We start from the raw sequence: 21,657 nt of genomic DNA, 5'->3' as shown, positions 1-21,657 counted from the left end.
CTATCCTGGAAGCAGTTCTCCAAATAGCAGGCGTACGGTTCGGCGAAACAGCTACGCTCCGGCAATTCCATGAAGATTCTTTGAAGATGCGGCGATCCGAGAGACAAGGCGGTGGGCGCCACTTTCGTGTCAACGTTCAATCTATCGATCTGTTGAGAGGAAAGTGGCGCGAGTGACGGGGCTCGAACCCGCGACCTCCGGCGTGACAGGCCGGCACTCTAACCAACTGAGCTACACCCGCGCATTTCTCGGCAACCTTGCGGCTGCGTCGCACCGGCGTTTCCGTCCGGTGTGAGCGGTCGTTTAAGGGGTTCTCGAACAAGTGTCAAGCGCGTGTTTGGAGAAGAATTGCGATACTACAAAAATCATTCACAGGGCATTTCAATGCCCGTTCACGATCAGCAATTCTGGCTTGAAAGAAGCAAAAACGGCGGTGGGCGCCACTTTCGTGTCAACGTTCAATCTATCGATTTGTTGAGAGGAAAGTGGCGCGAGTGACGGGGCTCGAACCCGCGACCTCCGGCGTGACAGGCCGGCACTCTAACCAACTGAGCTACACCCGCGCATTTCTCAGCAACCTTGCGGTTACGTCGCACCGGCGTTTCCGTCCGGTGTGAGCGGTCGTTTAAGGGGTTCTCGAACAAGTGTCAAGCAAGGGTCACGAAGAAAGAATAAGAATTTTCGATTTTGCTGCAGAACACCCGATTTCCGGGCTTTTTCAATGACATCAAACTTATCCACAAACCCGGCCATGCACTCGAATCCAAACCAGCTTTCAGAATCATCCGCATCGCAATCACCGACAGCCCTCCCCGCAGCAAATAGTGATACGTCAGTTGGCCACTTGATTTCATACCAACCGGTTGGTATTGTATATCAAGGAGTACGATTATGGCACGCAAACAAAATCCAATGACCCGGTCCAACCTGCTTGATGCAGCATTAAGCGTTATTCGCACCAAGGGTTATGCCGCAACGACGGTCGATGACATCTGCAACAAAGCGTCCTTATCCAAAGGTGCTTTCTTTCATCATTTTTCCAGCAAGGAAGATCTGGCCGTTGCTGCCGCGAATTACTGGTCGGAAATGACCGGCGCGTTCTTTGCGGAGGCCACCTATCATGCTCCCGAAGACCCGCTTGAGCGCGTGCTGGCCTATGTCGAGTTGCGTAAGCAGCTGATTCAAGGCGAGTTGCCTGATTTCACCTGTCTCGTCGGCACCATGACACAGGAGGTCTACGAGACCAATTCCGTGATCCGCGATGCCTGCTGGGACAGCATTTCAAGCCATGCAGACACGCTTGTTCCGGATATCGCAGCCGCGATGGAACGCTATCCGGTTGCAGGTGAGTTCACCGCTGAAAGCCTGGCTCTGCATACGCAGGCGGTCATTCAAGGCGCTTTCATCATCGCCAAGGCAAGCGGTGATCCGCTGCGTGCGGTGGAAAGTGTCGACCATCTCAAGCGGTATATAAGCCTGCTCTTCAAACACCCCGCCAATACCCATTGAACAGAAAACCGACAAAGGGAGGAAACCATGCCCAGCACTATTCGCCTGCACCGTGTATTTGCCACCAAGCCGGAGAAGGTTTATCGCGCATTCGTCGAGCCGGATGCGGTGGCCAGCTGGTTGCCGCCATATGGCTTCACTTGCACCGTCTATGAACTGGACGCAAAGGTCGGCGGCAAACACAGAATGTCGTTCCGGAATTTCACAACCGGTCACAGCCATTCCTTTGGCGGCACATATGTGGAACTCGTTCCGGGAGAACGGCTGGTCTATACGGACAGTTTCGACGATCCGAACCTGCCCGGCGAAATGAGGGTCACGATAACCTTGAAAGCCGTTTCGGTCGGAACGGAAATCAACATCGAACAGCAGGGCGTCCCCGATATAATTCCGGCTGAAGCCTGTTATCTCGGCTGGCAAGAATGTCTGGACAAGCTGAAGAAGCTCGTCGAGCCTGAAATCAACCAGTAACGCTGTTTCGGCGATGACGCATGGCTTGTTGCCGACCGTGCGTCATCGATCCGATAATCCCTACACAGCCTGTGGCTGCCTCACCGAAGAGAGATGGCGAACCACAACCGGCACCAGCAGCAGCAGCCCCACGATCGACGAGTAAATCTCCGGCGCGACCAGAAGAATGGCTGCAAAAATCATCAGGACATTTTCCCAGGCCTTGGTCCGCACCAGGAAGAAACCTGACAATGCGGCACCCAGAGCGGTGATGCCTATGGCGCAACCAAGGAACGCCACCAGGAAATCCGGCCAGTTGAAGTCCGATGTAACCAGCAGGAGTGACGGAGAGAAGACGAAGACAAACGGCACGAGCACCTTGCCGAGACCGAGCCGGAAGGCCGTATTGCCTGTCTTGAACGGATCGGCGCCCGCCATACCTGCCGCCGCATAGGCGGCAAGCGCAACAGGCGGCGTGATATCCGCCAGCACCCCGTAATAAAAGACGAAGAAGTGAGCCACAATGGGCTCAACACCCAGCAGCCCCAGCGCGGGCGCGGCAATTGTCGCCATGATGATATAATTGGCTGTCGTCGGAATTCCACAGCCCATCAGAATGCAGACAATCCCCGTCATGACGAGCGTGAAAAGCAGCGTCAGTGTCTGCGAACCGAACCAGGCGGCAGGCAGAATGGTACCGAAATAGGTGGCAAGCTGGCCTGCAGTCGACGTCACGATATAGGAAATCTTGAAGCCAACGCCGGTAAGCGTCACCACGCCGACGATAATGCCGACGGTGGCCGCCGCAGCGCCAACGGCGAGTGCATATTTGGCGCCGTCGCGAAGTCCGTCAAAAATCTCGCCTATCGACATGCGCTTGCGCGGATTGAGCAATCCCACCGCAATACAGAGCGTAATGCCCCAGAACGCAGCCAGATAAGGCGTATAACCCGACAGCAGAACACCGATCAGCACGATCAGCGGAATAACGGTCGGCCAGTCGCGCTTGAATGCTTCCTTCAGGTCAGGCAGTTCTTCCGTCGTCATGCCGCGCAAGCCGTTGCGCTTGGCTTCGAAATGAACCTGCATCAGAACGCCGAAAAAATGCATGAAGGCTGGCACGATGGCTGCCAGAATGATCGTCGTGTAAGGCAGGTTCAGAAATTCGATCATCAGGAACGCCGCAGCGCCCATGATCGGCGGCGTGATCTGCCCGCCTGTCGATGATGCCGATTCCACGGCAGCGGCAAAGTGGCGTTTATAACCGAGCCGGATCATCGCCGGGATCGTCAGCGAACCGACTGTCACCGTATTGGCGACCGATGAGCCCGAAATCATGCCGAACAAGGCGGAGCCAAAAATGGAGACCTTTGCCGGACCGCCTGCGAAACGGCCTGCTACCCAGGCCGCGCAGTCCAGAAACAGCTGACCGAGACCGATGCGGGTTGCAAAAACCCCAAACAGCACGAAATGGAAAACATAGGTCGCGACCACACCGAGCGCGATACCGTAGATACCTTGTGTCGTCAGATAAAGATGATCGACAAGCTGGCTGACCGTTGCACCGGGATGCACGAGAATGCCCGGCATATGCTGCCCATAGAGCGCATAGAGCATGAACAGGACCGATATGATCGGCAGTGGCCAGCCGACGGAGCGTCGCGTCGCTTCCAGAAGAACCAGAATGAGAAGTCCGCCGAGAACGACATCCGTGGTCGTCGGATTGCCGACGCGGAAAGCCAGATCGTCGAGCGGTATCATTGGAACGTGGGCGACGGACACGACCGCGATGATTGCCAGCGCCCAATCGATAATGGAAATGCCAAGCGGTCTCAGCCACGACGATGTGGTGGGCTTGTCGTATCCCTTGCGGGAAAACGGGAAAACAAGAAAGACGAGACCGAGTACGAAGGAAAGGTGAATACCGCGATGCACCATTTCCGACAGAAGGCCGAAACCCGCAGTGTAATAGTGGAAGATGGAAAGTGCGATCAGCAGCGCGCCAACGATGCGGGCTGCGAGCGGCCCCAGCGGGCGAAAACGAATCTCGGAGTCGAATTTCTCTTCAAGCTCGCGCGCCTTGGCTTCATCCAGTTCCATGGGCGACAGTTTCGCCTCTTGCTCGCTCACCATACTGGCCTCTCCATCCAGAGCGCAGCTGATCCACTTGAATCAAAAAACACTCTAATCGCTTGTTTTGAAATGCTTATATACCTGAAAGATGCTTTGTACCGGACTGGAAGCAAATCCACGGAGTTCCGGTGAAACTCCGTGCAACTTGTTCATCCGAACCGGAATGGTCGGCTTATTTCAGAACGCCTGCTTCCTTGTAGAAGCGTTCTGCGCCGGGATGTAGCGGAATGCCAAGGCTGGTCGTTGCCGTATCAAGCTTGATGAGCTTGCCCTTTGCGTGCCCGGCATCGAGTGCTTTTCGGCTGTCGTCGTTAAACAGGGTTTTGGTGATGTTGTAGACGAGTTCATCCGGTTGCTTGGCGCTCGTCACCCATTGCGCCGCGACTGCCAGAGTCTCGGTCTGACCGACATCCTTGTAGGTATCGGCAGGAACAGCATCCTTCGAGAAGAACGAGTATTTCTCAAGAATCTTCTGCGCTTCTGGACCGGAAATCGGAACCAGCGATATGCCGTTCGATGTGGCAAGCTCCGAGATTGCGCCGGTCGGATAGCCGCCAACGAAGAAATAAGCGTCAAGCGCGCCGTCCTTCAGACGCTCTCCTGCAGGTCCCGGCTTCAGATGTTCAGCCTTGATGTCGCTTTCGCTCAATCCATACGCTTCCAACACGATGCGGGCATCAACAATCGTACCCGATCCCGGCTCATCGATGGAAACGCGTTTTCCCTTGAGATCGGCAACGGATTTGATTCCTGCATCCTTGCGGGCGACCAGATGAATGGTTTCGGGGTAGAGCGTAGCAATCAGGCGCAGATCTTCGACCTTGCCCTTGCCGTCATAAAGACCGGTGCCGGTATGCGCCCAGTAAGCCACGTCCGACTGGGTGAAGCCGGATTCCAGCGATCCGGACTGAATAGCGTTGATATTGGCGACCGAACCGTTCGATGAAACCGCCGTCGCCACCAGACCGGGAACGCCTTTATCCCCTGCCCCGGAAATCGCGTTGGCGATCAAGCCACCGATCGGATAATAGGTGCCCGCTGTTCCTCCGGTGCCGATGCGAAAGAAGGCGGGAGCCTGTGCAAGAGCGATGCTGGCTCCGACAGCCACAATTCCTGCAAAAGCAGCAACCACACCGCGCCGGGTGAACTTTCCCATTGTCATATCTGCTCTCCGTTCCCAGAATAATTTTGTTCAAATTGTGTCGCCGAGCATGGAAAGCTGGGCGCGGCTTGTCAAGCGTCCAGTCCGCCATTGGCCAGACCTGCTGAATTTTGATATAACCTCAAAGCTCGAAGCGGTATTCTATCAAAATTAAAACCTCGATAAACAAGAAATAACAAGATTTATGAAACTACAATATGATAAATCATCGAGTAATTTAAATAAAAATCAAAAACTATACATATTTACTTGTAACACCACATAAATACCGTCAGAAATCGAATTCCAACTCCATAAACGACTTGAAAGCGCAGAATTTGTCGCTATCTTGGCTTCATGGCGTGTGCTGCGTGCGCCCAGGGATTACCCTGAATACGGAGACTGTTTTTAACCGTTTCTGTCAGGGAGCTGCCATGGCTGGTCGCATTCAAAATACTATACGCAATTTTCTTGATAGTGAGTCGTCAGGCGGCCTGCTGCTTATAGCTTCTGCGGCAGCGGCATTGCTGGTGGCGAACTCGCAGTTTTCAGAAGCTTATTTTGGCGCCCTTCATGCCTATCTCGGACCGCTTTCTGTCCAGCACTGGGTCAATGACGCACTGATGGCAGTGTTCTTCCTCATGGTCGGGCTGGAGATCAAGCGCGAGATGGTTGACGGCCATCTCTCGTCATGGCCACGCCGCATTCTGCCCGGTGCAGCAGCAGCGGCAGGTATGGCAGTGCCGGCGCTCGTCTACCTTGCCTTCAATCTCAATAACGGTGCTGCCCATGGTTGGGCGATCCCGGCTGCGACCGATATCGCGTTCGCGCTCGGTGTTATTTCCTTGCTGGGGCCAAGAGTTCCGACATCGCTGAAGGTGTTTCTTGCAGCTCTTGCAATCATTGACGACCTCGGCGCAGTGATTGTCATCGGATTGTTTTATACAACCGGCGTTTCACTGATGGACCTTGGTTTGGCTGCAGCAGTCGTCGCTGCCCTGGTAGCCTTGAACCTGAGCGGCGTGAAGCGTCTGACACCTTATCTTCTGCTGGGCCTCGTGCTGTGGTTCTTCACCTATCGCTCGGGCGTCCACGCGACCATTGCAGGCGTTTTGCTTGCGCTGACCATTCCGATCAAGCGCACCCCCGCGAAGCCTGAAGCGACCGTCTCCGAAAGCCCGCTGCATCTGCTCGAGCATAGCCTCATCAAGCCGGTTTCGTTCATCATCGTGCCCATATTCGGCTTCGCCAATGCAGGCGTCAGCTTCTCCGGTCTCGGCATGGAAGCCTTCTTCGCACCGGTGACGATGGGTGTTGCCGCCGGTCTGGCCATCGGCAAGCTTGTCGGCATATTTGGCGCGGTGTTGCTGCTGGTGAAAACCGGAATCGTCGGCCTGCCCGCCGGGGCAAGCTGGCCGCAAATGCTGGGAACGACGCTTCTGTGCGGTATCGGCTTCACGATGAGCCTCTTCATCTCGCTTCTCGCTTTCGATGACGTGTTGCTGCAGAACGAAGCGAAAATCGGGATATTGATTGGCTCGCTCGTTGCCGGTCTCGCCGGGTTCATCGTGTTGCGTTTTTCAAAACGTGCCGATGGGCGGAATTTCAGCCAGTAAGTCGGATACAAACAATGCCCGGATGCTGAGCATCCGGGCATTTTTTCATCACTCCACCTGGACTTATCAAGGGTCTGCTATCCTCGTTTCGCGTTGAGCGTTTCGTCGGATGGCTTCCAGATTCTATAGCGGATTTCAAAGCCATCTTTCGCATAGATGACGATCGGAAGCCGGCTGTTGTAGCGGAGCATGAAGTTCTCACCCCGAACCGGCACGAAGTCGGTTCGCTTGCTGTCCTCCGGACAAGCCATGAGCGTACCCGACATGCGGTCGCTTGCCGCCAGAGTGAAATAATCAAAGCCCCAGCCCTCGACGGTGCTAGGCGTTAAACTTCCACCAAACCAGCTGATATTGCAGTCCACGGTTGCGTTGCGGCCCGCGATAATTTCAACCTTGGCATCCTGTTCTTTCTCCAGTGGCGGAAGATGGATGACATAACGGTAAGAGCCCGACGGTGCTGCCGGAAAAGCTTCGAGATTCCGTTCAGATTCGGTCTTGTCCTGAGCGCTCGCGCCATTTGGAACGCCGAAGCTGACGGCGACCAGTGCTGTCAGTAAGAAATGTCTGACCTTCATGTTCATGCTCTCATCTGTTGCAGGTTTTATTGCGCTTATTCAGCCAAACCACCGGTTCCGGTGGCGGTTGCGCTATCAAATAAGAGGAAGACGATCGGAGTGCCCGGCTCGCATGAGGCATCGGTACGCCTGGCACCGACTTTGCCCGCCACGGGCGCGGAATATTCAGCCACGACTTCCCCAAATGAATTTCTCTGACTAGCCACTTTTTGTCCCGCTTGCACCTGCTCATTGAGTTCAACGTGATGTTCGATAAACCCGCCATGTGTCGTCAGAACCGGCGCCATTCCATCCGCAGCGAAGAGACCGGAATCCTTGCTGGTTTTGCCTATATTGCCTTCAATGACCTTATGGTGTTTGAGAACATTCATGGTGCCTTCGACAAAAAGGGCAATCATCGCATGATCGAAGATACGCGGTCGGCCTATTTCTGGCGTGAAGGCTGGAATACCCTCATCGATCAGTGCATTTGCGAGAAGGCCGTGGGCGCCGAAATTGTCGAAAATCTGCTCTATCGGATAAAGCTCAGCCATCGCCCGAACTTCCGGCAGGTCCATTCGCGCCAGATGAAATGAGGCCATATCCATACCGGTGGCTGCGGTATGAAAATCGATCCCGTAGTCGAGATTGGGTCGCAGCAGGTGATTGAACACCAGCCAAGCGTGGCGTGCCGCCGCTTCCGGTGCGTTTTCGTTACCCGGAAACAGCCGGTTGATATCGATAAGGTCAATCCCGCGTCCTGAACTCGGCCATCGCCTTGCCATTGCTTCAAGCGCCGGGCGAGACAGATCGAAGACAGCGACAACAGAGCCGGACATTTTTTGCGGGTCGAGCTGATTCACGATGGTGTGCAATGTGTGCACCGGGCTCATTTCGTCGCCGTGCACGCCACTGATCAATCCGATCCGTTTGCCGGGCGACTTGCCCTTCATCACCGTGACCGAAACATGCCAATGCTGGCCCGTCGGCATCTGCACGCCCTGGAAATAGAAATTGTGCCGCTTGGCCGCTTCCAGATCGGAAATATCGAGAAAGGAAATCACGCGCTTACCGTCTATGACATCACCGGTATAGACCGTGCCTGAACCCTTGCCGTCGGTATCCGGTTTTGCATCACCCGTCTGGGCCTGTGCCTGCCCGGATGCGAGCGCAACGGACCCTGCTGCCGCAATGGATGCGAGCATGAAATCGCGCCGGTCGATGCTCTGTGATTTTGTCTCGGTCATTCAGTTCCCCAGTATCGGACAATAGGTCGAAGGCTCCGTGAGGCTTCACTCATGTACTGTTTCAGAGGCGGTATCCTTTTTCTCATCCGTTTGCCGTCCGAGACGCTCGCTCAGACGCTGGATGACAAAGTAGAGACCGGGGGTGAGAATCAACCCAATCGTAGTCGCGGCAAGCATTCCGCCGAAGATCGTCACACCTACAGCCTGACGTGCACCGGCGCCCGCGCCCGAAGACAGGATAAGGGGAAGAATACCAAGGATGAACGATACGGCCGTCATCATGACGGCGCGGAAACGCTGCTCGGCTCCTGTACGGGCCGCTTCTGCGGCTGTCAGGCCGGCCTCGCGTTTTTCCTTGGCGAACTCCACGATCAGGATCGCATTCTTTGCCGCCAGCCCGATCAGCAACACCATCGCGATCTGGACATAGAGGCTGTTCTGCAGTCCGAAGAATGTAAGAGCGGCAACAGCCCCGAGCAGCGCAGCACCCAGCGAAAGGATAACCACCGCTGGCAATGCCCAGCTTTCATATTGGGCAACAAGGAAGAGATAGGCGAAGAGAAAGGCAAGCGCGAAGACGATTACCTCCTGACCGCTGCTTCTGCTTTCCTGGAAAGACAGTCCCGACCACTCGTAACCATAGCCATCCGGGAGAGCTTCCGAAGCGACCTGCTCCATGGCCGCCATGGCCTGCCCGCTACTGGAACCGGGAGCCGGGACAGCATTCACCTGCGCCGAAACCGAGAGGTTGTAGCGGGTGATGACGAAAGGCGCCAATACCGTGGTCAGTGACACCACGCTTCGCAAGGGCACCATGGTTCCGTTGCGACTTCTGACATGAAGTTTCAGAATAACCTCGCTGTGCGCGCGGCAACTCCCCCGCAAATTGGCATTGCGCCGGGCTATGAAAGCGCAGCACCGTCGGCACAGAATGCCATGGACATATTCAAGGGTGGCTGGGTATCGGCCTTTCCTTCAGAGACAGGCCTGCGGGCGGGCACCAATGCCCTGTTTGCGGACCCGAGAATCCTCTGGCTCACCGCACAGTTGAAGGATTGGTTCAAAGGAAAAGACGTCCTCGAGCTGGGGCCCCTGGAAGGTGCCCATACTGCAACCTTGCTTTCAGAAGGTGCTGCATCCGTTACGGCTATTGAGGCAAAACGGGATTCTTATCTTCGCTGTCTGGTAACGAAAGAAGTTCTGCAACTGCACGGCGCATCTTTCCAGCTGGGTAATTTCCTCCCCTATCTGGAAAGAGAGGAAACGCAATGGCCGCTGATCGTCGCCAGCGGCGTGCTGTATCACACGTCGGACCCGATCCGTACGCTCGAGCTTCTTTCCAGCCGTACTGATCGGCTATATCTCTGGACGCATGTTGTCGATCCGGATGCCATGCGTCCCGGTGATCCGCGCCTGGATGCCCTCGGCGATCCGGAATTGCGCGACTGGAATGGACGACTGATCAAGCTCCACAAGCGGCCCTATCTGGAACAAAAGGAAAAGACCTTTTGCGGCGGCATGGAGGCGGAACCACGCTGGATCAACCGGGAAGATTTGCTCTGGCTTCTGGCCCAGCTCGGCTTTGACGAGATTATTACCGCGCACGATAAGCCCGATGCCGAACACGGACCATCTCTGTCCATCCTGGCTTCGCGCTCCAAAGCGTCTGCTTAGACTGAGCTCTAAAAAACATTGCATTAGAGCGCCGATCTGACTGGATCAGATCGGCGCTCTAACACTTTTTTTAACACGCATCTTTGTCTGAAAATCGCATCACATCGGGTAAAGATCATCGCCGAGAGAGGAAAGTGAAACAGGCCAGTCAAGGTTCGTTTCGCCTGTCTTCCTGAAAAAGACCGCTGACATCAAGGCCCCGGTATAGAACTCGCCGAAGCTTGTCGCCAGATTGTGGACTTTCGCCACGATATAGGCGTCACAACCATCAACGGCTTTGATTATTTCAAAGCCCGTTGCGCGATTGAGCAGCGCTTTCCATGAATGGCGCGAGAAGCGGAAGTAATCGCAAGGCTCCTCATGCAGCGGCCAGGTCTGTGGTGCGAGTATGATGCCAATCGCTCCCGGCTTCATCACCCGGTTCATTTCGATGACTGCTTTCCACGGCATCAGCAGGTGTTCAAACACCGCAAATGACATGACGGCGTCGAATTGATTTCTGGGCAGAAAACTGCTCGCTTCGTGAGCATCGCCGACGACGTCGACATTCTCGCCTTCCAGAATATCAAAACCGGTATATTGCCAGGCGGCAGGCAGACGTTCACGCCACATGGCGCCAGTTCGATTGCGAGAGCCAATTTCGAGCATATGCCCGTTTGAGCACTGATGAATCTCATCGAAGAAACGGTTGACCAGCACCAGAACAGGGTCATGCGGATCCGCTGCGGAAAGCGGCTGTTCCAATCTGGACCCATCAGCCAAGCAAACTTCTATCGTTGCATCCAGCATTTGAGCTGTTTCGAGGCCGGTAAAGATGCGCTCATTGAAACGACATGCGGCCGCCGAGCGCCCATAGACACGGCTCAGGTCCGGGCTTGGCAGGCTGTGCTGTGAGATTACCAGTTCACGCCCGTCCGGCAGTTTGAGATTCAAACCAAGCACTTTGCTGTTTGCCGCGATGACAAATCCGGAAATATGTACAGCGCCCTGGAAACAGGAATTTCGCTCCACGACACAAAGAGGTGCAGCACCAGTATTCTTTGGGCGCAGGTGAAATACTGGATCGAACGTCATGATGAATGCAGCCGCCCGACTGATACAGACCCGTTATTGAGCATAGTCACGTGTCCCCCGAGCGATTCCCCACACCAGATTGCTGTGGCGCCAGCAGTTTTGTCAATCGATCAATATTAGCCAGTATCAACAGACCTGACCCACACAAAACCTTCGGCTCATTCATGGATAGCCGCCGCCGACAATATGACGGCAGATTTAGGCATGGTGCCTGCCAAGACGGCATTTTACCGGATGAAGTGCGGCGGGAGATATGACAGCCTCGACGGTCAAGCGGGAACAGAGCAAGACGCAGGACGGAAAAGAAAGTGGGCAAGTCGCAATCGGATGTTCGACTGATTGCACCTGATCCCTCACGGAGGTTCTGGACCTGTACTGGCTGTTCGTAGGCAGGATCATCGAAAGGTGACGGGACGACAAGTAATGCGGGGGCGGAACTGAAAACGTTGGAACTGGCTCGAAGTGAGCAAAACTATATGCGCGAATTGCGCAGGGAATTTCATAAATACCCTGAGCTTTCCCTGAATGAGCGACGCACTTCTGCACGTATCAGGGAAGAACTTGATGCAATAGGCGTCCCTTATATTTTAGTCGGCGAATTTGGGATTGTGGCAACAATTGCCGGATCGCAAAGCGAACGGGTTATCGTCTTGCGCGCCGACATGGATGCTTTGCCAATCGAAGAAGACAATCCTCACCTGGAGTACAGGTCCGGCACGGCTCGCGTCATGCATGCCTGCGGCCATGATGGACATGTCGCCATGCTGCTGGGCGCGGCGCGTATTCTCGTGAAATCTCGCGACCAGCTCCATGGAACAGTCAAGCTATGCTTTCAACAAGCCGAAGAAGTTGGCGAGGGAACAGAAGACATTCTGAAAGAACTCGCAAGGCACCCCGTTGAAAGCGTATTGGGCATTCATCTCTGGTCGGAGCTGGAGACCGGCAAAATCTCCATTGAATCAGGCCCTCGAATGGCTGCCGGACAATCAATCGATCTCACGATCCATGGTGTGGGCACGCACGGCGCTTACCCCAACAGAGGTATCGACCCCATCATCGCAACTGCAGCGATCATTATGAATTGCGCTGCGCTCGTCAGCCGTGAATTCGATCCTACGGAGCCCGTCGCGCTGACTTTTGGAAGTATCAGCGGCGGCAATGCAGATAACGTCATTCCGGATAGGGTCAGCGTCTCTGGCACGATGCGGGCGACGCGCTCTGAGACAATGAACTATCTCGAAGAAGCGCTGAAGCGGACAGTAACAAGTACGGCCGATGCCTATCGCACCCGAGCAGAAATCAGATTCAGCGGCGGTGTTTCAGCAGTCACTAATGATCCAGCATGCAGCAACATTGCCCGTCGCGCCATTCAGTCTCTCGGTCTGGAAAAAGACTGCACGAGTTTCAACACGGTAATGGCCTCAGAAAACTTTGCCGATTTCCTTAAAGTCTATCCCGGTGTCTTTGCATTCATCGGCGTACGAAACGAAGAGATCGACGCTGTCTATCCCCACCACCATCCGAAATTCAATATCGATGAAGATGTTCTTTTCAGGGGCGCAGCCCTGTATGCACAATATTCTATCGAATACTTTCAACCGGGCAATTTAAAAAACAACAAATAGTATTCTTTCGAAGACCTATTTCAATTTCAAACAAAATGGGAGGAAACCATGAAATATTTGAAAACAGCAGCGCTCACACCATCAATAATCGCGATGGCGCTCTCGTTAGGAGCAGGCATTGCCCATGGCGAAGAGCCATTGAAGCTCATCATTGGCACCGAAGGTGCCAATCCACCGATGAATTATCAATTGGCAGGTGGAACGCTTGCCGGTTTCGAGGTTGAAATCGCCAAGGCGCTCTGCGATCAGATGAAGGCGCAATGTGAAATTGTCGCTCAGGATTGGGATGGTGCTATCCCTGCTATCCAATCCGGAAAGTTTGATGCGTTTATCGCTTCCATGTCGATAACCGAGGAACGCAAGAAGCAGGTTGATTTTTCCAATAAGTACTTCAACCCTCCTCCGGGAATGGTGGCATTGAAGGATTCTGACATCAAGGGCGTCACCAAGGACGACCTTGCTGGCAAGACTGTCGGTGTGCAAGGCTCAACGACCCATGCGAACTATGCAGAGGCTTACTTTACAGACAGCACAGTAAAAGCCTATCCGACCTCTCAGGAATTCAAGCTAGACCTCGTGAATGGTCGTCTTGATGCCATTAATGATGACAGCGTGTCGCTGGCAGAGTGGCTAAAAACACCCGAGGGCGCATGCTGCAAGATGATCGGCACCTATCCGCCGGTGGCACAATATCATGGCGCCGGTGTTGGAGCTGCTATCAAAAAAGGACGCCCGGAACTGGTTTCAAAGTTCAACGAAGCGATCAAGGAAATCCGGATCAACGGAAAATATAAGGAAATCAACGATAAGTACTTTGATTTCGATGCTTTCGGATATGACGGCTAGTTCAGCTTCGGTGGTGGGAGAAGCACCATCAAGTCTGACTTGAGCGCGGATATCTGCATGCTTACAAGACCGTGTGCGAGGCTCGCGCTGACATCGGCCGGTATCTGAACTTTTACAATAGCCGATGCCCACATTCATCGCCTGACCGGCAGACGCCGGATCAGGCTTACTTCAATGCACTGACACCAATGATGGCGGCGGCATAATCGGGGCGGAAATCCACTTAGCGAAACGCCCGAAACTGTTCAGACAAACCGAGCCACTTCTTCTGGGTCAGACGGCGGCTGATTAGGAGACGATGGCGTATTGCCTGGCACCTCTGGTTCTTGCGTGCCTGACTGTGTCGGCATACCTGATTCCTGTGCAACTGCTATATTCGGGGCAATCAGTAGTAGTGCAAGAATGAGTAAGTTTTTCATTTTCCTACTCCGAGTTTAAATCATGGAACTGCCTTACATCTTCACTCCGCATCTTACGAAAGAAGGGCCTATTGAACCTCAGAAGAGCCTTGTTCGCCGCTGTTCTGAGGAGACACCCCATAATAATAAGGTGTTGCGAAGATAAATCCCAAGATTACAGCAATGGCTAAAATTAAGAACAATATCGACTTACGCATTCATTTCTCCTGTCCAAGACAGACTAAACGAACCGCCACCATTCGGGTTCCGTCCTCTCGACAAACATCTGAAGCGCACTATTTGCCGAAAGCAAAAATAGTCAGGGGATCAGGATGTCCAGTTCGGAAGAGACGGAGCCGACGGCAGACGGGCTGAAGGAAAGACTTCCATCGAAGTCAGCCGCCATCCACGAGCTAATCCGACGTGATGGTGAGAAGGAAATCAACCGAGATGCAATGGCGCTTTTCTGGTCAGCCATTGCAGGCGGAATTTCTATGAGCACATCCATGATCGCTCGGGGAATTTTGGAGACTTACCTTCCAGACAGCGATCTTTTCTTCCTTGTGAGCTCCGCAGGATACACGGTCGGGTTCATCATCGTCATCATCGCCAATCAGCAGCTATTCACGGAGAATACGATCACTCCTGTCTTGCCATTTATGACAGAGCCGACGCTGTCTCATTTCGTGAAAATGATCAGGTTGTGGACCATTGTTCTCTTCGGGAACTTGATTGGCGGTGCAATTGCAGCCTTCGTTATGGTTAGTATGCCGATTTTCTCGGACGAAGTGACCAAGACGTTTGTTGACATGGGTAAGCACCTTATAGCCAACAGCAGCAATGAACTATTCAGTAAGGGAATAATGTCAGGCTGGCTTATTGCCACGTTGGTCTGGATGCTTCACAGTACAAAGCAGGGGCACATAGCATTAATATTTCTCATCACCTACCTCATAGCTATCGGCGATTTAACGCACATCGTAGTGGGTTCAATTGAGGTGCTGTTTTTACTTATGATTGGAGAAGTCACCCCGTTTGACAGCATCTTTAAGTTCGGGCTCCCAACTTTGTTCGGGAACGTCGTTGGAGGAACGTTCATCTTCGGACTAATTTCGCACGCACAGGTGCGTGCCGACGAATAGTCAGGCGGTTTAGTCATACTGCGCAGCAAGCAGCACCTTTGTTTTTGGTGAAAGGTGCGCTCAAGCAATCCATAGACATTCTTCAAATTCAGTTCTGGGATTTCCAGACAGAAGCGAATGGGCTGATAGCCATTCTAACGCTTTTGATAATCACCACAATTAATTTGCTATGCCGACCTCATTGAGCGTCGGCGATGACAATTGAGGACCCTCCACATCAAGGCGTCATCAGACCAGGGCTCTTGATCTAGGAAACGCAGCAGAGATTGATGCTTGGCAGAAACCAGCCCCGGCGATGTTACCGCCGCCAGCGGCTCTACGCTTTCGCGCGCCACTGGGATCATCAACCCAGTACAATAATCCTGAAGCGTTCAGCCCTATCAACATGCCCGATTACTTCGATCAGCGCCTCCAAAAGCGCCTCGAACACACTTTCTTGTCTATTGTAAGTCTTATCCATGTCGACCATCTACGCACGTGGTACATACCGTAGCTGACGTGACGACGTGACGTCCTCTTGCTGCAAGCGATAGGCACACAACGGATGCCGCGGTCAGTTGTCGCGCACGTAAGCGTTGCCTGCGGGATGTCTCGTAGAGTTTGCGGTAAACTGCGGCTTCCGTGCTGCGGCTGTTTGGTCTGGACGTGCGTGCCTTCGCACTGTTGATCAAGAGTCAATTGCTCTTTAATTCGTTGCAAGTATCAGGATCAAACCTTGTCCCCCAGTCAAGCGCGCACCGGGCGGTCAGCACCAAGAAATCTTCGTTTGGAACAGTTATAGTTTCGATGCGTTCCTTAGGAAGGAACAGTAGGGAGGAGGAACGATGAACAATAGCGAAATGAAAGCCTGCATTGATGCATGTTTAGCTTGTTATCAGACATGCATCGGAATGGCGTCCACACACTGCCTCGAAGAAGGTGGGGAACATGTCGAACCCATGCACTTTCGAACCATGGCAAAATTCCCCTTTTTCCATATGTGAAAACTCACCAAACTAAAGCATGTCGCTGTTAACCGGATTCGGGATTCCCGTTTGGCTTGATCTGTGATTCACTTGTCTCATGGAAGGAGATGCACCATGGGCAAGCCGCATCCGATTGAGTTGCGTGAGCGTGTCGTTGCGTTTGTGAATGAGGGCAATAGTCACCGGGAAGCCGCTCGGCATTTCCGTGTTTCGCCTCGGTTCGTCAACAACATGATGATCCTGCATCGGTCATCCGGCTGTCTGGCCGCCGCCAGGCAGGGCCACCCGCCTGGAAGTGTGAAGCTTTTGGCTCATGGTGATTGGGTCCGCGAGCAGATGTCCGCCCGTGGCGAAACGACTTTGGACGAACTGTGCGTTGCGCTCGCGGAGCGCGGTATTGAAGTCCACCGCGCCACGGTCGGGCGATTTCTACACCGACTTGGGCTGAGCAATAAAAAAAAGCCTCAAGGCAAGCGAGCAGCGTAGACCAGAGATCGCCAAGGCGCGTGATCTTTGGATCAATCGCCGAAAGCGGTTCTTCAACAAGGCCTTGTCGCGTCTCATCTTTATCGATGAGACTTCCACGAATACGCGCCTGACAAAACGCACCGGATGGTCTGCCAAAGGCAGGCGCTTTGCCGCCTATGCGCCATTCGGAAAATGGAAGACACAAACCTTCATTGCCGGACTGCGCTGCCATGGCCTGACCGCGCCATGGATCGTCGATGCACCGATGAACAGCCGCATCTTCGAAACCTGGATCGAGACACAGCTTGTGCCGACACTGTCAGCCGGTGATATAGTCATCCTCGACAATGTCGGCTTCCACAAAAGCCAGAAGGCTGAGCAACTGGTCAAGGCAAAGGGCGCTTGGTTTCTCTTCCTGCCGCCCTATTCGCCGGACCTGAACCCAATCGAAATGGCTTTCTCAAAACTCAAGGCACTTCTGAGAAAGCGAGCAGCACGCAGCTTCGACGCCATCTCAAAAGCACTTGGCGATATCATCAGTCTCTTCTCCATCAATGAATGCCAGAACTTCTTTAAGGCTGCTGGGTATGAGGCCGAATAAATGCGACACGCTTTAGAGCATAAATTGGAGAACATATTCCAAGCTGGACACTCCATTCAAACGCCTGCGGCTCCGCCGTAGAACGGGAGGCAAGTGCCGCGGATTTTCGTTGGATGCCCAGCGTTCCCTCAACAACCTATTGTTTTCAGAGCCGACAAAGACCGCGTGGCTTGTTCACGGTACAGTAGTGTATCGCAGTCATGGAAACATTGCAGCCGGACAAATTAATCCGCGATACATAAAAGAATACGGCTTAAGCCGCGTCCGCGAGCGTCGGAGCAAAAGATCGCAGCCTCATGACCACAAGACACAATCACTCAATGAAGTCGTCATCTCCTAGCGTAACCGGTTTTGGTCGGAACTGTACGAAATAAAGTGATGTGTCTCTCTAAATCGCGGGGAGCTTTTGTCCAGATCGAAAAGGACGTACTCCGCGCTGGTGGCGAGGATTGAGTTTTTGCCTTAAGATTAATAATATTGCTTAAAATAACAGCAAAAAGAAATAGCTTGACGGAAATGCCCGGAATTCAGTAATTTCTGGGCTAAATTCGTATTTGGCATTTGGGCCCTTCTCGGAATCTGAAAATTCCGGAGGGGTTTTTGTGTTTGGCTTTTCGCATGTCTCAAAGCAACAAAAAAGACATTCCTGTCGGCGTCCTGTTTTCGCACTCCGGTCCCTATCAAAAACTGGGCTATGAGGGCTATTGTGGAGCTATGGCTGCGATCAAGGCCGTCAATGATCGGGACCTTCCTTTCAATCTCGTGCCGCGCATCGCCGACCCAAGTGGTAACCCTGACCGTTATGCGCCGCTGAGCGAAGAACTGATTTCACGACAGGGCGTTAAACACATCATCGGCTGCACCACATCCTGGAGCCGCAAGGAAGTCATTCCCGTTGTCGAAAAGCGCGATACGCTGCTCTGGTATCCCTGCGTCTATGAGGGCTTTGAGGCCAGCGACCGTGTCGTTTATGCGGCGGCCTGCGCCAATCAGCATCTTGTGCCGCTGATCGACTTCATCGTTCCCCGCTTCGGTAATCGCGCCATATTGCTCGGTTCGAACTATATCTGGGGTTGGGAAACCAATCGCCTCGCCCGCGAAATGCTGAATGCGGCTGGCGGCGAAGTTCTCGGTGAGCGCGCCATTGCCATCGGCGACACGGATATCGATCATCTCATCCGGGAAATCGAAAGCAAGAAGCCCGACTTCATCCTCAACAATCTGATCGGTGAATCGTCCTATACGTTCCTGCGCTCCTATGCGGAACTGGGCCGCCGAAACAGCGATTTCCGCACCGATGTCAGGCCTGTTCTGAGCTGCAATCTCTATGAAAGCGAGCTGGAGCATGTCGGCGATGCCGCCGAGGGCAATTACAGCGTAAGCTGCTATTTCCGTACGCTGCCGGGCGAAACCAATCGCGCCTTTCTGGAAGCCGTCAGAAATAATGGCTTCGACGGCAGCCTTTCGGCCATATTCGCCCAAGCCTATTCCAGTGTTCTGATGATCGCCGCCGGTATCGAACGGGCAGGCACCGACGATGTCGAAAAAGTGCTTTCCGCAGTCCAGACGCACGCCACAAGCACACCGCTTGGCGATGTGCTGGTCGAACCGCGGACAAACCATATCGCCCTCCCCGCCCATATCGGACGGGCCAGACGAGATTGCAGCTTTGAAATCGTGCATGAGGCCGAGGTTGCCATTGAGCCGGACCCGTTCATGGCGCGAACGCATCTTCAAACATCCGCCAATCCGGGCCAGCAGCCCGGCTTTCTGAGGCTCGTCAAATGACCATGACAGACCCGGCCTTCACCGTTGCCAGTTGGGGCGCATTCGAAAACTGGACCGCGCTGATCGTCCATCGCCGCCACACCAATGTCGATGCGATTGTGCAGCAGTTACGCCGCATCGGCGTGAATGCCGTGGAATGCTGGCCAGACCTGCCTGAACACGCCGACATCTCCCGGTTCAATGTCGTCTTCTTCGATGTCGACATGGGATATGACGAACAGTTTCCATGGCCGCCGCAGCAGGCTCCTGTGCCCACTGTCGCCCTGATCGGCTCGGAAGCGCCGGGCCGGATCGGCTGGGCGCTCAATCAGGGCGCGGATGCGCAGCTTTTGAAGCCAATCGGCAATGCGGGCGTTTATAGCGCTCTGGTCATCGCCATGCACAATTTCCAGCGCCGCCATGCGCTGGCAACCGAAATCGGCGAACTGCGCGAAAGCCTTGCGGGGCGAGAAGCCATTGCACAGGCAACCGCGATCGTAATGTTCGCAGACAATATTTCCGCCAGACAGGCCTATCAGAAACTGCGCCTTGCCGCGATGGCGGAGCGAATCAGTGTCGAGGCCTTTGCCCGGCGCTTTCTGAACGAAAAGCAGACAGGGAACGATCGTGAGCGCGCTTGACACTCTTCCAGTCGGCCAGAAAAAAGCCGAACGCGGCGTTCTTGGCCGCATCATCCGCCGACCGTTGGCCGCATTCGGCCTTGTCGTCATCGTCGTCACTGTCGCAGCCGCGCTCTTCGCGCCGTGGATTGTTCCCTTCGATCCGAACGAACAGTTCTTCGACGGCCTGACGCTGGAAGGCGCGCCGCTCGCGCCCAACCTGAAATTCTGGTTCGGCACCGATCTCGTCGGGCGCGATCTGTTCTCCCGCCTGATCTATGGTGCACAGACCTCGCTGATCATCGGCGTGGTGGCCAACGGCATTGCGGTGCTCATCGGTTCGACTGTCGGCATTTGCGCCGGATATTTCCGTGGCTGGGTGGAAACCGTGCTGATGCGGTTCACCGATCTGATGATGGCCTTCCCCGCTTTGCTGCTGGCCATTGTGCTCGCCGCAATCTTCAAGCCGAGCCTCTGGATCGTCGCGATGGTGATCGCCATGGTCAACTGGGTTCAGATTGCGCGCGTGCTCTATACGGAAACCCGGTCTCTCTCGGAACGCGATTTCATCGAGGCCCAGCGCGCGATGGGTGCGGGTGCGCCTCGCATCATCCTCAAGCATATCCTGCCGCATCTCTTTTCCACGATGATCGTCTGGGCCACGCTTGGCATCGCCACCACTGTTCTTCTGGAGGCGACGCTGTCCTTCCTCGGCATTGGCGTGCAACCGCCGACGGCCTCCTGGGGCAATATCATCTTCGAAAACCAGACCTATTTCACGAGCGCACCCTGGCTCGTCTTCATTCCGGGCGCGGCAATCCTGTTGCTGGCGCTGGCCTTCAACCTCGTCGGTGATGCCTTGCGCGATGTGCTCGACCCAACCCAGCAGGGACACCACTGATGCTCGCCTATATCGCCCGCCGCCTCATCCAGACTGTGATGATCCTGATCGGCATCAGCTTCGTGACCTTCATCCTGCTTTATCTAGTGCCCGCCGATCCGGCGCGCCAGATTGCCGGGCGCAGCGCGACAGCACAGACGGTCGAGAATATTCGCGAACAGCTTGGCCTCAACCTGCCATTCTATGAGCAATATCTGCGCTATCTGAAGGGGCTCGTTCAGGGCGATCTCGGACGCTCCTATCTTCAGAAAACCGAAGTGGCGTCGCTGATCTGGTCACGCCTGCCCGCAAGCCTGCTGCTGATGGCCGGAGCTATCTTCTCGGAACTCGCCATCGGTCTCACCATGGGCGTCATCGCGGCCACCCGGCGCGGCAGCCGCACCGACAATGCCTTGATGATCTTTTCATTTGTCGGCGTTTCGGCCCCGCAATTCGTCATCGGCATTCTGATGCTCTACGTGTTTGCGGTTAAGCTCGGCTGGTTCCCGATTGGCGGTTACGGGACGTTCATGCATCTCGTTCTGCCTTCCCTGACGCTGGGTCTTCTGGGCGCAGGCTGGTATTCGCGCATGATGCGTTCCTCGCTGCTCGACGTTCTTCGTCAGGATTATATTCGTACCGCCCGCGCCAAGGGGCTGGCACGCTGGAAAATCCTGCTGCGTCACGCCATGCCCAACGCCATCCTGCCAATCATCGCCATGATCGGCATCGACATCGGCCTGTTCATGTCGGGCATCGTCGTCGTTGAAAGCGTGTTCGGCTGGCCCGGCATCGGTCAGCTTGCCTGGCAGGCCATCCAGCGCGTCGACATTCCCATCATCATGGGCGTCACAATTGTCTCCGCTTTCGCCATCGTTCTCGGCAATCTCATCGCCGACCTCATCACTCCACTGATCGATCCGCGCATCAAGCTGCGGTGAAACCAA

The 21,657-nt window shown here is 54.5% G+C and carries 19 protein-coding genes, 2 tRNA genes and 3 pseudogenes; 14 read left to right on the top strand and 10 right to left on the bottom strand.

The annotated features are described in order from the left end of the window. Positions 1–164: 164 nt before the first annotated feature. Positions 165–241, bottom strand: a tRNA-Asp gene (locus ABDF71_RS06550). Positions 242–486: 245 nt separating this feature from the next. Next, positions 487–563: transfer RNA gene (locus ABDF71_RS06545), tRNA-Asp, on the bottom strand. A gap of 328 nt (positions 564–891) precedes the next feature. Between ABDF71_RS06545 and ABDF71_RS06540 the strand changes: the two genes are divergently transcribed. Together ABDF71_RS06540 and ABDF71_RS06535 are read left to right on the top strand one after the other, a co-directional pair. Beyond that, on the top strand, positions 892–1,509 hold the full coding sequence (locus tag ABDF71_RS06540; protein WP_012092263.1) for a TetR/AcrR family transcriptional regulator: 618 nt from the start codon (positions 892–894) through the stop codon (positions 1,507–1,509). A 27-nt stretch (positions 1,510–1,536) separates the two neighbouring features. Next, positions 1,537–1,980 (top strand): SRPBCC family protein, encoded by a 444-nt coding sequence (locus tag ABDF71_RS06535; protein WP_043062182.1) that lies wholly within the window; start codon positions 1,537–1,539, stop codon positions 1,978–1,980. Between the two features lie 60 nt (positions 1,981–2,040). Here the strand turns inward: ABDF71_RS06535 and ABDF71_RS06530 are convergent, their stop codons facing one another. Next, on the bottom strand, positions 2,041–4,092 hold the full coding sequence (locus tag ABDF71_RS06530; RefSeq protein WP_500061395.1) for a TRAP transporter permease: 2,052 nt from the start codon (positions 4,090–4,092) through the stop codon (positions 2,041–2,043). Between the two features lie 172 nt (positions 4,093–4,264). After that, the gene (locus ABDF71_RS06525) at positions 4,265–5,254 is read right to left on the bottom strand and encodes a TAXI family TRAP transporter solute-binding subunit (protein ID WP_010661166.1); all 990 of its coding nucleotides are present in this window, start codon (positions 5,252–5,254) and stop codon (positions 4,265–4,267) included. Positions 5,255–5,667: 413 nt separating this feature from the next. On the opposite strand from ABDF71_RS06525, the gene nhaA reads away from it, so the two are divergent. After that, entirely contained in the window at positions 5,668–6,849 is a 1,182-nt protein-coding gene (nhaA, locus tag ABDF71_RS06520; protein WP_010661165.1) for a Na+/H+ antiporter NhaA, read from the top strand. Positions 6,850–6,926: 77 nt separating this feature from the next. Here nhaA and eco read toward each other — a convergent pair whose 3' ends face one another. The 3 genes and pseudogenes from eco to ABDF71_RS06505 all read right to left on the bottom strand — a co-directional run. Further along, positions 6,927–7,424: a serine protease inhibitor ecotin gene (eco, locus tag ABDF71_RS06515; protein WP_231771373.1), complete on the bottom strand. Its 498-nt coding sequence runs from the start codon at positions 7,422–7,424 to the stop codon at positions 6,927–6,929. A 35-nt stretch (positions 7,425–7,459) separates the two neighbouring features. Then, positions 7,460–8,650 carry a succinylglutamate desuccinylase/aspartoacylase family protein gene (locus ABDF71_RS06510; protein ID WP_500061392.1) on the bottom strand — a complete coding sequence of 397 codons (1,191 nt, stop codon included), beginning with the start codon at positions 8,648–8,650 and terminating at the stop codon, positions 7,460–7,462. Positions 8,651–8,695: 45 nt separating this feature from the next. Then, a pseudogene (locus tag ABDF71_RS06505) lies at positions 8,696–9,520 on the bottom strand (efflux RND transporter permease subunit); the annotation flags it as partial. Between ABDF71_RS06505 and ABDF71_RS06500 the strand changes: the two are divergent. Next, a complete protein-coding gene (locus ABDF71_RS06500; protein ID WP_500061390.1) occupies positions 9,488–10,324 on the top strand; it encodes a class I SAM-dependent methyltransferase in 837 nt (278 codons plus the stop codon). The pseudogene ABDF71_RS06505 and the gene ABDF71_RS06500 sit on opposite strands and share 33 nt — an antisense overlap. Positions 10,325–10,423: 99 nt before the next feature. Here the strand turns inward: ABDF71_RS06500 and ABDF71_RS06495 are convergent, their stop codons facing one another. Then, positions 10,424–11,398, bottom strand: a complete 975-nt coding sequence (locus ABDF71_RS06495; protein WP_040129391.1) for a methyltransferase domain-containing protein — start codon at positions 11,396–11,398, stop codon at positions 10,424–10,426. Positions 11,399–11,874: 476 nt separating this feature from the next. Between ABDF71_RS06495 and ABDF71_RS06490 the strand changes: the two genes are divergently transcribed. The 3 genes and pseudogenes from ABDF71_RS06490 to ABDF71_RS06480 form a co-directional block, all read left to right on the top strand. Beyond that, positions 11,875–13,023, top strand: a complete 1,149-nt coding sequence (locus ABDF71_RS06490; RefSeq protein WP_051917480.1) for a M20 metallopeptidase family protein — start codon at positions 11,875–11,877, stop codon at positions 13,021–13,023. Between the two features lie 48 nt (positions 13,024–13,071). Next, complete coding sequence (locus tag ABDF71_RS06485) at positions 13,072–13,869, top strand: transporter substrate-binding domain-containing protein (RefSeq protein WP_040129394.1); 798 nt, start codon at positions 13,072–13,074, stop codon at positions 13,867–13,869. Positions 13,870–13,910: 41 nt separating this feature from the next. Then, positions 13,911–14,075, top strand: a pseudogene (locus tag ABDF71_RS06480) (IS3 family transposase); the annotation flags it as partial. A 281-nt stretch (positions 14,076–14,356) separates the two neighbouring features. On the opposite strand, the gene ABDF71_RS06475 reads toward ABDF71_RS06480, so the two are convergent. After that, on the bottom strand, positions 14,357–14,485 hold the full coding sequence (locus tag ABDF71_RS06475; RefSeq protein ID WP_500061387.1) for a hypothetical protein: 129 nt from the start codon (positions 14,483–14,485) through the stop codon (positions 14,357–14,359). A gap of 114 nt (positions 14,486–14,599) precedes the next feature. Here ABDF71_RS06475 and ABDF71_RS06470 point away from each other — a divergent pair, with 114 nt between their 5' ends. Beyond that, complete coding sequence (locus ABDF71_RS06470; RefSeq protein WP_500061385.1) at positions 14,600–15,409, top strand: formate/nitrite transporter family protein; 810 nt, start codon at positions 14,600–14,602, stop codon at positions 15,407–15,409. 167 nt (positions 15,410–15,576) lie between these two features. Here ABDF71_RS06470 and ABDF71_RS06465 read toward each other — a convergent pair. Further along, positions 15,577–15,765, bottom strand: a pseudogene (locus ABDF71_RS06465) (transposase); the annotation flags it as partial. A 723-nt stretch (positions 15,766–16,488) separates the two neighbouring features. Here ABDF71_RS06465 and ABDF71_RS06460 point away from each other — a divergent pair. From ABDF71_RS06460 to ABDF71_RS06435, 6 genes are all read left to right on the top strand, one after another. Continuing rightward, the gene (locus ABDF71_RS06460) at positions 16,489–16,860 is read left to right on the top strand and encodes a winged helix-turn-helix domain-containing protein (RefSeq protein WP_011982874.1); all 372 of its coding nucleotides are present in this window, start codon (positions 16,489–16,491) and stop codon (positions 16,858–16,860) included. A gap of 64 nt (positions 16,861–16,924) precedes the next feature. Continuing rightward, positions 16,925–17,443, top strand: a complete 519-nt coding sequence (locus tag ABDF71_RS06455; protein ID WP_040128162.1) for an IS630 family transposase — start codon at positions 16,925–16,927, stop codon at positions 17,441–17,443. A gap of 618 nt (positions 17,444–18,061) precedes the next feature. Beyond that, positions 18,062–19,231: a transporter substrate-binding domain-containing protein gene (locus ABDF71_RS06450; RefSeq protein ID WP_500061382.1), complete on the top strand. Its 1,170-nt coding sequence runs from the start codon at positions 18,062–18,064 to the stop codon at positions 19,229–19,231. A gap of 2 nt (positions 19,232–19,233) precedes the next feature. Then, positions 19,234–19,851 carry an ANTAR domain-containing response regulator gene (locus ABDF71_RS06445; RefSeq protein WP_051917519.1) on the top strand — a complete coding sequence of 206 codons (618 nt, stop codon included), beginning with the start codon at positions 19,234–19,236 and terminating at the stop codon, positions 19,849–19,851. 49 nt (positions 19,852–19,900) lie between these two features. Continuing rightward, positions 19,901–20,731, top strand: a complete 831-nt coding sequence (locus ABDF71_RS06440) for an ABC transporter permease (protein ID WP_040130156.1) — start codon at positions 19,901–19,903, stop codon at positions 20,729–20,731. Beyond that, positions 20,731–21,651, top strand: a complete 921-nt coding sequence (locus ABDF71_RS06435) for an ABC transporter permease (RefSeq protein WP_040129398.1) — start codon at positions 20,731–20,733, stop codon at positions 21,649–21,651. Before ABDF71_RS06440 ends, ABDF71_RS06435 begins: the two co-directional genes overlap by 1 nt. Positions 21,652–21,657: the final 6 nt, after the last annotated feature.

This window comes from Ochrobactrum sp. WV_118_8 (assembly GCF_039631535.1).
In the GTDB taxonomy this organism is placed as follows: domain Bacteria; phylum Pseudomonadota; class Alphaproteobacteria; order Rhizobiales; family Rhizobiaceae; genus Brucella; species Brucella anthropi.
The sequence above is the reverse complement of the archived record's forward strand: the minus strand, read 5'-3'. Positions and strand labels throughout refer to the sequence as shown.